General features: G+C 35.6%; 13 protein-coding genes and 2 pseudogenes. All 15 read left to right on the top strand.

Features of this window, described 5'->3' with window-relative positions; all coding sequences use genetic code 11:
* On the top strand, positions 1-1,260 hold a 1,260-nt coding region (locus G602_RS31065; protein ID WP_026659875.1), incomplete at its 5' end, for a hypothetical protein.
* 115 nt (positions 1,261-1,375) lie between these two features.
* Complete coding sequence (locus tag G602_RS27025; RefSeq protein ID WP_049945275.1) at positions 1,376-2,035, top strand: hypothetical protein; 660 nt, start codon at positions 1,376-1,378, stop codon at positions 2,033-2,035.
* A 191-nt stretch (positions 2,036-2,226) separates the two neighbouring features.
* Positions 2,227-2,988 (top strand): hypothetical protein, encoded by a 762-nt coding sequence (locus tag G602_RS27020; protein WP_044932425.1) that lies wholly within the window; start codon positions 2,227-2,229, stop codon positions 2,986-2,988.
* 135 nt (positions 2,989-3,123) lie between these two features.
* The gene (locus tag G602_RS0115895) at positions 3,124-4,413 is read left to right on the top strand and encodes a hypothetical protein (protein ID WP_026659874.1); all 1,290 of its coding nucleotides are present in this window, start codon (positions 3,124-3,126) and stop codon (positions 4,411-4,413) included.
* A 291-nt stretch (positions 4,414-4,704) separates the two neighbouring features.
* A pseudogene (locus G602_RS0115880) lies at positions 4,705-5,952 on the top strand (DUF4238 domain-containing protein).
* Positions 5,953-6,041: 89 nt separating this feature from the next.
* Entirely contained in the window at positions 6,042-6,845 is an 804-nt protein-coding gene (locus G602_RS29165; RefSeq protein WP_026659870.1) for an HNH endonuclease, read from the top strand.
* Between the two features lie 91 nt (positions 6,846-6,936).
* Positions 6,937-7,287 (top strand): hypothetical protein, encoded by a 351-nt coding sequence (locus G602_RS0115870; RefSeq protein WP_026659868.1) that lies wholly within the window; start codon positions 6,937-6,939, stop codon positions 7,285-7,287.
* 28 nt (positions 7,288-7,315) lie between these two features.
* Positions 7,316-7,522, top strand: coding sequence for a hypothetical protein (locus tag G602_RS0115865; RefSeq protein WP_026659867.1), 207 nt, complete (start codon positions 7,316-7,318; stop codon positions 7,520-7,522).
* Between the two features lie 36 nt (positions 7,523-7,558).
* Positions 7,559-7,867 (top strand): annotated as a pseudogene (locus G602_RS31770) (polysaccharide biosynthesis protein); the annotation flags it as partial.
* Positions 7,868-8,000: 133 nt separating this feature from the next.
* Positions 8,001-9,464 carry a hypothetical protein gene (locus tag G602_RS0115855; protein ID WP_026659865.1) on the top strand — a complete coding sequence of 488 codons (1,464 nt, stop codon included), beginning with the start codon at positions 8,001-8,003 and terminating at the stop codon, positions 9,462-9,464.
* Between the two features lie 142 nt (positions 9,465-9,606).
* Entirely contained in the window at positions 9,607-10,026 is a 420-nt protein-coding gene (locus G602_RS0115850) for a sugar 3,4-ketoisomerase (protein ID WP_026659864.1), read from the top strand.
* Positions 10,027-10,054: 28 nt separating this feature from the next.
* Positions 10,055-10,987 (top strand): glycosyltransferase family 2 protein, encoded by a 933-nt coding sequence (locus tag G602_RS0115845; RefSeq protein WP_026659863.1) that lies wholly within the window; start codon positions 10,055-10,057, stop codon positions 10,985-10,987.
* Between the two features lie 3 nt (positions 10,988-10,990).
* Positions 10,991-11,806 (top strand): acyltransferase, encoded by an 816-nt coding sequence (locus tag G602_RS0115840; protein ID WP_026659861.1) that lies wholly within the window; start codon positions 10,991-10,993, stop codon positions 11,804-11,806.
* Positions 11,806-12,900, top strand: a complete 1,095-nt coding sequence (locus tag G602_RS0115835) for a DegT/DnrJ/EryC1/StrS family aminotransferase (RefSeq protein ID WP_026659860.1) — start codon at positions 11,806-11,808, stop codon at positions 12,898-12,900. Before G602_RS0115840 ends, G602_RS0115835 begins: the two co-directional genes overlap by 1 nt.
* A gap of 60 nt (positions 12,901-12,960) precedes the next feature.
* Positions 12,961-15,834, top strand: coding sequence for an acyltransferase family protein (locus tag G602_RS0115830; RefSeq protein WP_196808704.1), 2,874 nt, complete (start codon positions 12,961-12,963; stop codon positions 15,832-15,834).
* Positions 15,835-16,212: the final 378 nt, after the last annotated feature.

Here is a 16,212-nt window from a genome sequence, read left to right as displayed (position 1 = left end):
GAGGCGACTCTGCCGGATATAATACGGGAGTTTGTAGTCAGGCATGTCGTAAAGCCCCATGATGTTGTTAAGTTTACAAAACTTGCAAGATCAAATTCAGTTCTTGGTTTATCTCACTTCTTAAACCTTGTTCTTGAAGACAATGATAGTTGTGAATTATTCCAGAAAATAGCTATCACTCCTCCTGATGAAGCGCTAAACTACTTTGAGTATTACATCAGCCTGCTTGTCAGGATTGACAAAATAAAGGATTTTAGATCAGTAGAAGATGCTCTTTTGCATATAAATCCGATATTTCCTAAGTATGAGATTGAGCTTTGGAATCGTATTGCTCATATCATAGGCGAGAGGGACGATATTGAAAGGCTCTTTGATAGTGGATGCAAATTCATTGATTACATCAAGCATTTCTCTGAATATTTGGATATTAGGGATGAAATGGCAGATGTGCTTAAGCAATACTGTGTAGTACTTCACAATACCGGGGCTGAAGATAAATTTATTGATTATGTTGGTAAGATAGGTGCTATAGCGGATCTGCTTCCAAAGAACAGTAAGTTCGGGTATGTTCTCTGTGAGAATTATAGGGTAATCATTGACGGAAAGTCTGCTAAAGGAGCGGAGTTTAGCTCGGAGTGGAGTAAGATACATGAAATCCTTGAGCAGTACGATTATTCTGATGAGCTTATTAGTTTGGCTATGGATGCAGCGAAAGATTGGATGCTCGCTCTTAATCGAAAGAATGACATAGAAGGTCTCAAGAAGCATGAGAACTATCTTGAAAAGCTGCATGCCCAGCATAAACATATAGCTGTAGTCGAGGTTTTAGCATTGACCATAGCAAATGTATACACAGGTACTCTTATGCTGCAGAAGGAGCATTTGCATGAACAGCTTGAAAAACTTAAGGGATATTTGAAGGATTATCCTGATAATATGAAAGTCAGATCAGCATACATATCTGTGTGCAGAGAAGAATACTATGAGACGTCAAGCTTTCGCAAAGTACCGGATTATGTGATTAATGATGCGAAAGCATGGAGTAGCCAATATCCGGATGAAATAGAGTTTCAGGAGTCATACTTTATGCTGCTTACGGCAAAGCTTGAATATGCTATAGCTCATGATATGAGAAATGAGCAGAGGCGTGTGTTTAAGGAGATGAAGAGAGTCGCTGATAATGCTGATTATGAAGCATATCATGAGGAGAATTCTTTGAAGAAGACTGTTGAGACTTTGAGGATGATTTATGGGTTGTAGGTATGAGGATATGTTTAAACTCCTATTAGTAAGAGAACGTGCTGATATATGAAGGAAGAGGCTAATTCAGCCTGAGCGGATGCTGGTGATAACCGATTAGAGGAGGCAAACTATAATGAAACAGTTTAAGGTGTTTTTTTCATGGCAGTCAGATTTGCCAGGTAATAAAACAAAACAGTTTATTGACGAATGCATAAAGGAATCGATTGAAAAATGCAATGACGATGTGAAAGGAATCGAAATTCTTGCTGATCGTGACACACAAGGGAAAACAGGATCTCCGAATATCATGCAAACGATATTTGAGAAGATAGATGAGTGTGACCTTTTTATTGCAGATGTGAGTATCGTAAATAGCCATGGAATCTCACAGGAAGATTATACGGAGGATGACGCTATAGTTCTTGATGGTGGTACAGCAGCTGGAAGACCAAAGGATAGTAAAAAGACGCAATTTCGTTACACTCCAAATCCAAATGTACTTATCGAACTAGGATATGCTGTTAAATGCTTGGGATGGGAAAAGGTACTGTGTTTTCTAAACACAGATTTTGGAAAAATAGATCAACTTCCGTTTGATCTTAATCATCAGCGCGTAACACCATATTCACTTTATGATACAAATAATCTAGGCCACAAAAAAGATTATCGAGAAAAAGTAAAGCAACAGCTTCGTGGTATTATAATTGACACAATTTTGGAGTTAATTAAACAGGGTGAAAATACTAGGAAAAGAAATAGTTTGTTCAGGTGCTTTCAGCATAAGTCTAAATGAAGAAGCTCAATATCAGGTAATCCGGATACGCTCACGGAATATGCAAAAAGAATCCTGAAAATGATTAATGATTGCGGAATCGTTCTAAAATCGTTTATTTATCATACCATGCCAGAACAGTCCATGTGTGATTTAAACACGGGGAACCCATAAGTACTTTATGTTTAGCTTGTAACTTAATGGAGGCCTACATGAAGAAAGAGAATGGTATTCCTTCAGAAGAATTTATGGATGCTGTAGCATCTGAATATGGAAAACCATATGATGATCGGATAAAGAATACATCACATCCCTCGTTATCAGAACTTGCAAATAAATTCGATACCTCTACTGTTAGAATCCGAAAAATCCTAATTACACGTGGATTATTCAGTACTACAATTATAAGAAAAGTCATACGACTAAGGAATGCGGATAAAAGTATTGAAGATATCTGTAAGCTTACCGGATTAATGCCTGCAGCGGTGAAGGCTTCATTACCTTATGAGAAAGGCATTTACAATATTGATCCGAAGACTTCTCTAGGAGTGCGCGTTGAAAGGAATAGGAAACGTAAGACTGCAATTGCTAATTTGAGGGATCTGATTGAAAACTGCTCCAGTGATGATTTTTCATCGTGTTTTGATGCTCTTTGGGATTGTGTAGTTCTTTATCAGGGATATCCGTTCATGACAAGCGGCAGAGGTGGTAAAGGTGCTGTTAAGTTTAGGTATTTACTTAAGGTTTCTTCACGTACTGGTGATACGACAGACGAAATAATTATTGACCGGAAAGAGCATTCTAAGACTATTACCAGATCTACTATAGAGCTTGCTTTTATCAATGCCATGAAGGCGCAGGAAATAGCTGGATATGTTAAAGGACCAAAGAAACTGGAGTGCTTTGGAGCGAGTTATTTGTATGGGATGTTTCTGCAATGGGGTATTATTGCAAATCATCCGATGAATGATTAGATCTTGTCTTAAATAAGGATTTCTATCATGTACTTTCATAAAGAGGAAAGAGAACTGTTTCATGAAGTGCTTCTTTTGACATCACAGAAAATGGATTAAAAATATCAACAATAAAAAATTGACGGTGATAGACAAATGGATAATAAGTTATTTGATATAGGGAAAATAATTGAAGGAAGGTATTACCCTGGGACTTTTCTTATTGGCATTTCAAAAGAATTCTTTGATGGGATGAAATATAGTGATTTCACCGAAGAAGAAATGGCAACATTTGTACATGAGTATATCCATTTTTTGCAGGATATCTCTACTGTAGCCGGAGGGATGAACTATAATCATAAATCCAAGTTATTACAGCTACATTTTAGTCTATTCCAAATTAATCCAACTGTAAATCTACCTGTTGACCTTGAAAGCTGCGGAGTAGAAAATGCTTATGCGCAAACCGAGCTATTGTCATTCTGTGAGGGAAATAGGCTTGAAAAAAGGTTACATCACATAAATAAAGTGATACTCGAAAAAGAAGAATTGATGACGGAAATATTGAAATCAGATTCATCGACATATCCGGGAGAAAGTATATATCAGATTTGCATATATTACAATGATGTAGATATACCAACAGTATTTGGCTCTCACTATGTAATGGAGAGCATGGCGTATTTGATTGAAAGGAATCTGTTTGGCGCAAAGGAGCGAAAAAAAGAATTACCGTATAATGCGTGTGAAATGGTATGCGAGTATCTCTATCCAGAACTATTGACTACGCCGGAAATAATAGTTGCCCTTTGTGAGTTGTCATTGATGCATTATCATAGTGGTTTTGAATTCTTTATGCTTGTCAGATATTTGGCAAAAAAAGAGATTCATCTTAAAAGCCTTGATGATTTTTATGAATACTTTGACGCCACGGCAAAGGCGTTTCTTGAAAATCATAAAGCACTACTTGATGAGATTGATGATAACGTGAATATCATGTATCCCAGAGGTTTTCCTTATATGCTTGTGCCGAATGAATATGTAAAGGCGTATTTTAAGGCAGGTTATTCTATGCGACAGCATTATACCTTTTTTATATCTGCGTTATTCAAGGAAAAGATGCCTGTGGAAAAAATCATCAGCTGGGTAGATATGTTTCCCTTACCTATGTTCCTTGATGATATAAAGCATGAATTGTATGGATCGATAGATAATCTTTCCATGATGCCGGTTCCACTTGCGATATTACAGTTTTTCATGACGCCATCTAGAGGGTGCCCACTTTTAAAATACTGTAAGTATAGTCGTATAGAAGTGGTGGAAGACACTATTTGTACAGTTAAGCCATGGGAGCAATGTAACAAAGAAGTTCTGTGTCCGATGGCTATCTATCTGACAGGATTTGATATTGGAAAAAAAGAATATACTGTGAATGCTAAAATTTGAATAAAGATGCGAACGGGGACAGCCTATTTGATATGACTGCCTCGTTTCTTTTTACTGTTGCGAAGACTTGGTTTTCTGCTGTGTTTGCTGAGTTTCCGAATAAGCTTCAAATAGTTCGCCTAACCCAACTGCAAAATTTTGCTAAAAATACGTATATATATGAAAGCAAAATATATTGTAAAAATTGTGAAAGGAGATTTTTATGGGCTACTATAAAAACATTCAGCAAAAATTAGCCATAAGAGGGGATAGCGAATCAGACAAATATGCTTGCAGTAGAAAAAAATAACCGTGTGGCAGCATTACGTACCTCGCATGTACTTAACCAATTTTGGTACTGTTATTCAAAAGAAAAGGGATAAGAAAATTGCGCTTATAAGTTTCTACCAGTTTGATAAGAACATTATGGCACAAAATATTTCAGTAGAATCTATCTGTGCTGCGGATTATTTCTATGATGAGGATAATCATATAGAACACATGCTTTCTGATAAAGAGAGTGTCTGGTCAGCATGTTTTTAGGAAATAATAAATAATTCTAGACGTCCATTATCATTAAGTCAGATAAAACTATTAAAGGAATTTGCTACTTATCAGTATATGAGAACTCTTGGTACGAATGTTCATATAAAGAAGATGTCCAGAGAACTGTATTATTCATTAATAAAAGAACAATTTCCGGATTATCCAGAAATTGTCATTCAGGATGTCATAAGAAATAGAGTTGATAAAGAAATGACTCCTGACTGTCAAGTTGAGATGGCTGCCCCATTGACAAAAGATATAGAAGATTTGGCGATTCAAATAATTGTAAATACAACAGAAGAGCCTTTTATTACGTCAGATGTTCCCGTGATTGTTACAAACGCATTTGCAAATAATGGAGGCGGCGGAATTTCCAACATTGGGTCCATTATGATGTACCCGATATCTGCCACGTTCCTTGTTGTCATTTATGATGGCAAGTTATATAAGAACGTACCATGCCAAATTAATGATGTTGATGAAATACGGAAACTCAATAGCTATCAGGTACTAAGCGCTGATGAACGCATTATTTCTGACAATATTGAGGAATTAAAAAGATATTTAGAAGATCAGGATCTTATCAGACAAAGAGAACTTGTTAGAAACGAAAACGTTACTACAAATGCTGTTTCTGATGATGTCCCTGGAGCGATAGTAAATGTGAAATCAAGAAATGTTTCTTATATAAAGCTAAAAATGTTCACTTTACCTTCTGAATACAACAGAATTCCTTCAGCAGCTAGGGAGGTCTTTCCAAGAGCGTACAATCCTAAGATAAGAGAGGCACTTCTTGGCCGTATAGTCAATATCAGAGCCATCTACAAAGAGGTCTTAGGCAATGAAGTATCAAACTATGACCGCAAGCATATCCAAAATGGATACAAAGGACTTCTTGATTTATATGATGAATACTGGGATGTAACAATAAGCGAAAGGATAAAGCCAAATCAGGTTAAGAGTAAGTATAAACCTAATTCGGCAAATTTCTACAGAATCATAGAAAATAATTGAATCTATGAATTCGACTTGCAAGAAACAACGGTTGCATATTAAACTTCGTACATATAGAATTTTAAATAACTAAAAGGTAGGTTATAAAAATGTCTTGGACTACTGTAAAAGAAGAAGCTTTATTAGCTTGTAAACGATATTGCTGTTTGTGTGAAGAATATAAAGGAATCAACATCGAAGTTCATCATATTATTCCCAAATCCCAACACGGAACGGACACTTTTGATAATGCAATACCCCTTTGCTTTGATTGTCACAGTATGGTTGGCAGTTATAACCCTAAACATCCTAAAGGAAATAGGTTTTCTGTCAATGAGCTGAAAACTATACGGGATAGTTTTTACAATAAAGTGGAAGCTATGCCAAGAAATGCATCTGCTTATCCTCAATGCAAAGTTTTGAATAATGCTAATAATGCAGAATATTGGCAAAATCTTTACATAAATTTGCAAAAATATCAGGCGTCCATGGAATATGCTTACGAGTGTTGGAAAGGGAATTTTAAGTATAAGTATCCCAAAATTCATTCCTCGTCTAACAGCTTTGGTAACGTTCACTGGCAAATGCTTCAGGAAGAGATAGATTGTTATGGAAATACTTTATACAGAGATATTTTTGAAATTATAAATAGAGATTATTGTGAATCAAGGAATGCCTTATCAGCGTCAATCGTTCAAGGAGCCCTATATTTTAGTATAGAATTGCAAAATTTGCTAATAGATTATATGAATTGCATGAGCTTTCATTATGATAGTGATGGGAATGTAGGAATAATAGATTATTATTGGAGCAGTTTTTTTGTTTGCCTTGATAAGAATTATGAAAAAATTAAGCAATTAAAAACAAAAATAGATAAAAAAATAAAAGCGGAGTATAGAGCAAATGATACATGAACTTGATATGGTTATGTTTGCTATAATACAAAAAATGCCCTGAACTATAAGCTGTCCGTGATTGATTTAGTAGTTGAGGGTGTTTTATTAAATGTTCTATCGTAAGTGCTATTTCCAACGGTGCATATTCATCTTATATGACCTCACTTATCAGTATTATAAGAAGTATGTAGATGCTTTTAACAGTAATGCTTATGAGTCTAAGGTTTTACAATTTGGTGGTAAATCATATAAAGGCATTGTACTGGAAAATGTTTTTATAGGGATGGATCAGGAGATTAATGAGGTATTTGCATTTGATGCTCTGAAGGGTGACAATAAATATTTCTATTATGCTATTACGGAGAGGCTTGTATCTGAACAGAAATACGAGTATCTATCTAAGGAGTTCGGAGATAATAAGTTTTTGGATAGGGATGGTATTTTTGTAGAGTATTCGTAATGTCGACAAACGATGAATGAGAATCATTATGTTGGGGAAGAATAACAATTCAGGAACAAAGTACTATTTAAGAATACTTGCGATTCTTCTTGCAGATGCGTTTAGCGTTGTTGCGGCGCATCTGCTTTCTTTGCTTGTGCGTTTTGATTTCAGATATGGTGATATTCCGCAGCTGTACAAGGATAATTTAGTTTACATGCTTCCTGTTGCTGTGGTTATACCTAAGCTCCCGTGAATTTATACCGAATCCTTGGTATAAATTCACGGGAGTTTAGGATACAAAATAAGGATTGATGATATGGCTAGGAGCCTTATAAAGCTGTCGGGCTTAAAACCGGATGAGGATATTGAGATTGTATATACGGGCTTGCGCCCCGGTGAGAAGCTTTACGAAGAGCTGCTTATGGATGAAGAAGGTAAAGAGAAAACAGCTAACAACATGATTTATATCGGACATCCTATAGAAATGGATGACGAATCATTTGAGAAGAAATTGAAATATCTTGGTGAAATGTCTAAAAAAGATAGTAAAGATATTAAGGAAGTTGTTGCGGATATAGTTGGGACATACAAGCCATAGATTCTGTTTTGTAATATAACAATAGCATGTATGCTATGCATATTTGGCAAACGAAAGTCATTATGTTATATTTGTACATTGGAAGATATATATTTGATAGCTAATAAATAAGATGTTTTGGAAGGATGATAGTATGGAATATAGAGATAATCTCGAGATAGACTTAATAGATTTAGCTAAGAAAATATTAAGTAAGTGGCATATTTTAATTATATGCATGATAATATTTGGAATACTTGGTGGAGTAGTAGGCTATTATAAGTCTGGTGTTGAGGTTTATACGGATTCAGATGAGACTGTAGTTACTCCAAAATCAGATATCAAACAGCTTAAGGATGCTTTGACCGATGCCAGTGCCGGTTTTGTTGAAGCAGCAGCTAAGCAGTATGAGAATGAATATCGTGAGTATATGAATTTGATAGAAAAAGGAGACAATTCTCCCCTTCTTGGTGATACTGAGGTGGCAAGCGTTACAAAGATGTACTCTATTCGCAATTATGCCTATGTGATAAGCTCATCTTTAGAAAATACTGGTGAAGATTTCATATTGGATTCAAGTGAGAGCGCATTGTTGATAGCAGGAAAAAACAATAAGATTATAGTCGGTGATTCCAACAATATTATTGCTGCATACAGACAAGAGCTTTTGAATGATGATGTATATAAGAAGGTCGCTGAGGCTGCTTCAGTAGATATTAATTACGTTAGAGATATAGTAAGAGTCGAGAAAACGGGAGATAGCGTTCTTTGCATCACAGTTTACGCTGAGGATGAGGATACAGCATCCAAATTGATGGATATTGTTACCGCAAATTTTGACAACATTACAGAAAAAATCAAGAATATTTACGATTATGATATAACATATATCGATTCCTACAATTCTGAAGGCATAGATGATTATGTTAAAAGCAGCAGATATGATTATTCACAGAAGCTTCTTACTTACAAGAATACTGTAGTAGGTCTTTCCGCTAATATGACAGCAGAGGAGAAAGCATATTATACTGCTTTGATTAACCAGAATGCAGATGTTGATGATACAGATAATGAAGATGCAGCAGATGCTGATAGTGATGTACACGAGACCGTTATCACCAGATCCTTAAATAAGAAGTATTTGTTATTGGGGATTTTGGCAGGCTTGTTTGTTCCGGCATTCTTCATTGCTCTTTTGTATGTATTATCATCCAAGCTTCGTACAATAGATGACCTTAGAAGTGTATTTAGATTATCTGTTCTTGGCGAGCTTTCAAATGATGATAAGGATATGGATGTTATCTGTCAGGGTGCAGCAATTGGGGCATCCAAGCTTTCAGCAGGAAGCATATACCTGATGGGAGCTTCTGATGACGAGATATCAGTGAAGAGCAGGAATGATATCAGAGATGGTATCCTGTCTGTTGACAGTCTTAAGAGCGTTAAGGCTGGTACATCAGCTGTTAATGATGCTGTATCCATGAAGGACCTTGCTGAATCTGATGCAGCGGTTCTTGTTGAGCGTATAGGATTCTCTGCTTATGAGGATATTGCGAAGGAGATAGAGCTTTGTAATAAGTTTGGGGTTAAGATCCTTGGTGCGGTTGTGGTTAGATGACATTATAAAGAATTGTAATTTGCATAATAAAATATCAGGATGTTGAGCAAAAATCCTCAGGGCTTTTTAGGGCATGAGGATTTTAGCTATTATTTCATCTGATGTTTGCAATGAGCATTTAGTTCAAGATCGGAGGAATATAATGAACGTAATACAATTGGCTCAGATGTTGGAGTTTTCACAAAGAGGTGATGAACGTGGTCACCTTGTTATTGTGGAAGGAATGGAAGATATTCCTTTTGAAATAAAGAGGATATTTTATATATATGGTTCAGATCATGATGTTGTGAGAGGCCAACATGCCAATAGAAACAGTGAATTTGTCCTTATCAATGTGGCTGGAACCAGTAAGGTTAGAGTAAAAGATGGCAAGGGGAATGAAGCTATATATTCGCTTAATAGACCTCATACCGGTATTTATCTTCCCAGAATGGTATGGAAGGATATGTATGATTTTAGTGAGGATTCTGTTCTTTTGTGCCTTGCCAGTACACATTATGATAATAGCGAATATATTAGAGATTATGATGAGTTTGTAAAGCTTATTAATATGCAGGAATAAAGTGTTTTTGCTTGTGGAGTAGATAGAAATGAAAGTGTCACTGGTTATACCAATTTACTATAATGAGGATAATCTTCGCCCTTTATATGAGAATTTAAAGACAGAGTTTATTGACAAAATTGATTACTCATATGAAATAGTGATGGTTAATGATGGATCTAAGGATAAGAGTTATGAAGTTATGAAAGAGCTAGCTAGCAAGGATTCTAATATCAAGATAATAAGTCTTTCTCGTAATTTTGGCTCACATGCGGCAGTACTATGTGGGCTTTCTAAATGTACAGGGGATTGTGCAGTAATAAAGGCAGCAGATTTACAGGAGCCTACATCTCTTATCCTGGAGATGGTTAATGAATGGAAAAAGGGTAATAATGTCGTTCTGGCTGTCAGAGATGGCAGAGATGAATCAAAGAGCCAGACTTTTTTTGCTAACTTTTATTATAAACTTGTTCAAAAAACTGCACTTCCGCAGATGCCTGATCAGGGGTTTGATGTATATTTGCTTGATAGAAAAGTAATAAATGTCTTGGAGAATCTTGACGAGAAAAATAGCGCACTGACAGGGCAGATTCTTTGGAGTGGTTTTAGAACAAGCAAGGTTTATTACAGACGACTTGCAAGGGAGATTGGTACAAGTAAGTGGACTCTTAAGAAGAAGATAAAGCTGGTCATGGATACGTTATTTAGCTTTTCATCACTTCCGATTACGGTTGTATCAAATGTAGGAGTTTTTTCTATTTTTGGTGCGATAATTTGGGCGGTGGTTGTGCTTGTTGCAAAATTGACCGGTTCAATTGATGTTTCCGGATGGACTACATTGTTTATATTTAATTTATTTAGTTTTGGGGTTATAATGATGACTCTTGGAATTCTTGGCGAATATTTGTGGAGAACCTTTGATGCATCCAGGAACAGACCGCCATATATTATAGAGGATGAGAATAAATCGGAGGATAAGTAATAAATGATCGCTGAAAACGTTATTATGGGTAAAAACGTTAAGATAGGGAGTAACGTTACAATAAGAGATAGCGCTATTCTTGAGGATAATATAGTTATTGAGGATGGTGTTTTTATAGATTTTGGTACTATTATTCATAGTAATGTAACTATTGGTGCGAATACAATTGTTGGTGCCAGATGTATTTTGGGGGAATACCTTGTGGACTTTTATGATGATAAGAAGGAAAAGGTTCATCCCCTTAAGATTGGTAAGAATTCTCTTATCAGAAGTGAGACTATTATTTATGGTGATAATGAATTTGGAGATTATCTTCAGACAGGACATAGAGTTACTATAAGAGAACATGCAAAAATAGGTGAGCATGTGAGAATCGGCACGCTTTCAGATATTCAGGGATATTGCGAGATTCAGGACTATGTAAGCATGCACAGTAACGTACATATAGGTATGAAGAGTGTAGTTAAGAAGTATGCTATGATATTCCCTTATGTAGTTCTTACAAATGATCCTAATCCACCATCTAATTCATTGATGGGAGTTACTATTGAGGAGTTTGCTATAGTAGCAACCGGTACCGTTGTTCTTCCGGGTAGGACTATCGGAAATGGAGCGCTTGTCGGTGCAGGTGCCATAGTAACACAGGATATTGCAGCTGATACTATTGCAGTAGGTAATCCTGCAAAGGAGCGTGGCGCAACAGATAGAATAAAAGATGCTATTACCGGAGAGCAGGTGTATCCATGGAGATATACATTTGACAGAGGACTTCCATGGGAAGGCATTGGTTATGATGAATGGTTAAAGGAGAATCAGTAATGGAAAAGATTATGCCTAATCGCCTGGATAGAGGCTTTTTCATGTATCAGAAGGAATTTGAGGATAAGGCTGTGGAAGTACTTCGCTCAGGTTGGTATGTTCTTGGAAATGAAGTTAAGTCATTTGAAAATGAGTTTGCTTCTTATGTTGGGGCTAAGCATTGCGTAGGCCTTGCCAGTGGTTTGGATGCTCTTTGGATTGCATTTAGAATTCTCGGAATTGGCAAGGGTGATGAGGTTATTGTTCAGGGTAATACCTATATAGCTTCAGTTATGGGAATAACCATGAATGGTGCAACTCCGGTTTTTGTGGAGCCGGATGAATACTTCAATATAGATGCATCTAAGATTGAAGAGAAGATTACAGACAAAACCAAGGCGGTTTTGGTTGTTCATTTGTATGGTCAGGCTTCAAATATGGCGCCCATAGTAGACCTTTGTAAAAAGCATAATCTTCGTCTGGTAGAAGATTGTGCCCAGGCACATGGTGCTGAGTTTAATGGTCAGCAGATAGGTACATTCGGAGATATTGGATGCTTTTCATTCTATCCTTCAAAGAATCTTGGCGCATTTGGTGATGCAGGTGCTATTACAACCAATGATGATAAGATTGCTGAGGATGTCAGGGTTTTCAGAAACTATGGCTCAGAAAAGAGATATTATAACAAAGTGGTAGGTGCCAACTCCAGACTTGATGAGATTCAGGCTGGATTCCTTAGAGTAAGACTTGGCCATCTTGATGAACTTGCAGAGGAAAAGAAACATATTTGTGAGCGTTATCTGGATGAGCTTCACAATGACAAAATAGAGCTACCTAAGATAAGGGAAGGTGCTACTCATATTTGGCATCAGTTTGTAATTAAGTCGGATTACAGGGATGAACTAATGAAATGCCTTGATGATAAGGGAATCGGTACCATAATTCATTATCCTATTCCACCGCATTTATCAGAAGCTTATAAGTATCTTGGAATGAAGGAGGGGGATTTGCCCATTACTGAAAAGTATGCAAAAACAGTATTGTCTATTCCTCTGTATAATGGAATGACAAGTGAAGAACAGGATTATGTTATAAAGCAAATAAATAATTTCTGAGAATTGAGAAGACATATTATATTTATGGGGCTAATAAAACAGTTGTTTGTGGAGGATAATGTGAGTAATCCGATTAGTTTATGTAATATTGAAAAAGACCACAATCGAATTGAATGGGTAGATGTTTTCAAGGGAATAATGATTTTGCTTGTGGTGATAGGATTTGCTACAGGTAAATTTAATGGCTGGATATATCAGTTTTATATGGCAGCCTTTTTTTTTATTTCCGGATTTTTGTTTAATGTTGAAAAAAAGAATACTGTTTCAATAGTAATGAAAAGTATTCTTACTTTATTACTTCCGTTTGCTTTTTTTATTCTGTGTGGTGATTCGTTTAACTATATTATAAATAGAGTCGGAGTATACAAAGCATTATTTGGAGATGAGTATATAGGATTTTGGGCGACAATTAAGGAAGCTTTTTTACATAATCGATTATATATACAGTATTTAGGAACGCTTTGGTTTATTGTTACACTTTTTGCGATTGAGATAACGATAGCTTTACTCGTTAGCATAAATAATAAAAAAGTAGATGTGAAAATGATTACATTATCGTTTCTGCTTTTTGTACTAGGTTTTTTGTCTGTGGATGATGATATTCATCTGGAAAATCTTCTTTTTAATATTAATATTTTGCTTATATCTCAGTTTTATTTTGTATTGGGAATAATTGTAAAAAAATGGCAGGTGCATACAAAACTGTTAGAATTCTCATTTTTAGGAAAAGCGTTTTTGTTTTTTGTATGTGCTGTAATTGCACTTTTGGCTAAACTGCATGAAATTACTATAGGCATTGCATCAGAGAATAGTCTCCATCAATTTGCTGAACCAATAGTAATAATTTCGTCTATTATAATTATTTTTTATACCGCTGCTTTTATATGTAAGGTTTCAAAAAAACTAAAGAATGTTTTAAGGTTTATAGGAAAAGATTCCTATGGAATAATGATATTTTTCTTTGGCTTTTTTAAGCTTTTTATGGTGGCGCTCTATTTGTTTGGTTCGGCTAAAAAGAAACAAATTAGGGGACTGGTTTTGCCTGCAGAGTTTTCAGGCAAGTATTGGTTGTTGCTTACCATTTTTTCTGTGACTGGCGCAGTTGTTATTTGGGAGGTGCTAAAAAGAATCAGATACATTAGGTTTTTAGTGGGACAGGATACAGAGAAGAATGTAGCTATATCTGGAAGGGTTTCAGAATTACCGACAATAAAAAAAATGAATTCTCAAATAGCGGAAAAGAGAACGGATTTATTTCGCAATATGGATATGTTTCTGAGAAAGCATAATGTGTTATTTTTTTGCTTACTGGCTATAATAATATTGTTTTCGATTCCTCAAATGAGGACGGGTATTATTATAAACGATGAATTGCAGGCGAGATGTCTTGCTATGCAAGGATTCAGAAAGTTCTATACGACGGAATTTGATGGGTGGAAAGCACAGGGAAGACTTTTGGCGGCGCCAATTAACTCTTTTACAAAATATTTGAGTTTTATTTGGCCGGATAAGGGTACATTGTTTCGTCTTGGATCTGTAATAATTCTTGTTTTTGTGGTAGTTGCATATACTATGATGATAAACAGTATCTTTAGAGATATTAGATTTGCAGTTTTTTGTGGTGTCAGCGCATTATCATGTATGCCTATTGTATTTGAACATATGTGTCCCGGAGCTTTTGTCGGCTTTATAGGATTTTCGGCAGGATTATTATTTTGCTCTGTATATTTTTATGCTAAATATATCAGTGTGAATAAAGGGAAATATGCTTTTGTATCAATGCTTCTTTTTTTCGTTTCAATGATGAGTTACGAAGCATTTATAACATTTACACCATTATATCTAATGATTGTGTTTGGATTGATTAAATATAGGAAATTAGATGCAAAAATAAACTTTTTTGCTATCCCGGTAATTACTTCAATTCTTTATTTGGTTTGTTATGTAGTTAGTGGAAAAATCGCACAGTCAGGTTATGATGGCAATCAGTTAGGTTTTGATAATATAATGGGGCCGCTTACAATAATCAGCACACTGTTTGTTGTGTGTATTCCTGGTTTTTTTGTTGCTTTTTCAAGATATCAGTCTTATAAAGCGGTATTATATAATTTGGAAGGCTTGGATTATCTTAGGATAGCTCTGTTTGCAATTTTGTTTGCTTATGTCTGTTATAAGCTGCTTAGCAAAGAGTACAGTAAGGAATCGAGTGAAAATAAATCAAGTGGAAAGGGATTCAAGCTATATGCTATTCTATGTGGTATTAGCTATATGATTCTTCCGAGTACTCCGAATTCAGTTTCAAAAATGTACCAAGATAATGTAAGCCTCGACCATGGATTCCTATGTTTGCCTATTACTTTTTTAGAATATTTTGCTGCATCGTTTGTAATGTCATATTTAATTATGATATTATGCAGAACTGCTCATAGAAAATATTATGTAGTTGTTATAGCCCTAATGACATTACTTGTTCTGAATATACAGCAAATGAATGATATATTTTCTAAGGAACAGAATAGAAATTTTGAAAGGTTGCAAGAAATCGAAGCCTTTTTGCAGACTGATGTTATAAAGGGGCTTGATGGAAAATTCTATTATTCTGAGGATTTATATAAACAGGAAAATTTGTTGGCTATACATGATAATTATTGGTCTACATACTGCTTGGATGTTCTTGATTTTGATTTAAAGATTGGGAAGGAAAGAAATGAACACCAGAGTGGAATAATTGGATATAACGATGAAGTTTTTTATGTTGTGGATGAAGACAGAATAATAGTCTTTTCAAGAGACAGAATGGACACTGAACGGGTTATGACATTGGAAGGGGAGCCGTTAGCTGTTTGGGTAGGAGAAACAACTATGGATAATGGCTTTAATGTTTATTCTGTTGATAGGAATGATGGAAGTATATATAAAGCAGATAATTATTGACGTGATAAAGCAAATTTAATTGATCTGTTTATAATATTGCTTATAAAGGTTTACTAGCGCAAGTTTACAAGTTATCTGCCCTGCATCTGTAAAATGTAGATATTTCCTGGCTTCAGGGCACCTTGAGTGTATAGCCTAACTAAATATGTAATAAATGCCCACAAATATACCAATATATGGTATAATACAGCTATAGAGTATATCCTAACTTGTGGAGGCTGTATGGGAACCATAATCAAAAAGAAAATCAAGGGGCAGAATTACTACTACTATGGCGAATCCAAGCGCGTGGATGGTAAGCCTAAAATCGTGAACCAGAAGTATCTTGGTTCCGCAGACAAGCTGCTACAGCTGGCTGCTGATGCGGGTAGATCTATA

Origin of the sequence: Butyrivibrio sp. AC2005 (genome assembly GCF_000424145.1) — a bacterium.
Lineage (GTDB): Bacteria > Bacillota > Clostridia > Lachnospirales > Lachnospiraceae > Butyrivibrio.
This window is presented reverse-complemented; position numbering and strand designations above follow the sequence as displayed.

Bases quoted from the DNA above. Each gene is read 5' to 3' on its own strand.
- G602_RS27025 (WP_049945275.1), top strand. From the start codon at position 1,376: ATGAAACAGTTTAAGGTGTTTTTTTCATGGCAGTCAGATTTGCCAGGT.
- G602_RS27020 (WP_044932425.1), top strand. From the start codon at position 2,227: ATGAAGAAAGAGAATGGTATTCCTTCAGAAGAATTTATGGATGCTGTA.
- G602_RS0115895 (WP_026659874.1), top strand. From the start codon at position 3,124: ATGGATAATAAGTTATTTGATATAGGGAAAATAATTGAAGGAAGGTAT.
- G602_RS29165 (WP_026659870.1), top strand. From the start codon at position 6,042: ATGTCTTGGACTACTGTAAAAGAAGAAGCTTTATTAGCTTGTAAACGA.
- G602_RS0115870 (WP_026659868.1), top strand. From the start codon at position 6,937: ATGTTCTATCGTAAGTGCTATTTCCAACGGTGCATATTCATCTTATAT.
- G602_RS0115865 (WP_026659867.1), top strand. From the start codon at position 7,316: ATGTTGGGGAAGAATAACAATTCAGGAACAAAGTACTATTTAAGAATA.
- G602_RS0115855 (WP_026659865.1), top strand. From the start codon at position 8,001: ATGGAATATAGAGATAATCTCGAGATAGACTTAATAGATTTAGCTAAG.
- G602_RS0115850 (WP_026659864.1), top strand. From the start codon at position 9,607: ATGAACGTAATACAATTGGCTCAGATGTTGGAGTTTTCACAAAGAGGT.
- G602_RS0115845 (WP_026659863.1), top strand. From the start codon at position 10,055: ATGAAAGTGTCACTGGTTATACCAATTTACTATAATGAGGATAATCTT.
- G602_RS0115840 (WP_026659861.1), top strand. From the start codon at position 10,991: ATGATCGCTGAAAACGTTATTATGGGTAAAAACGTTAAGATAGGGAGT.
- G602_RS0115835 (WP_026659860.1), top strand. From the start codon at position 11,806: ATGGAAAAGATTATGCCTAATCGCCTGGATAGAGGCTTTTTCATGTAT.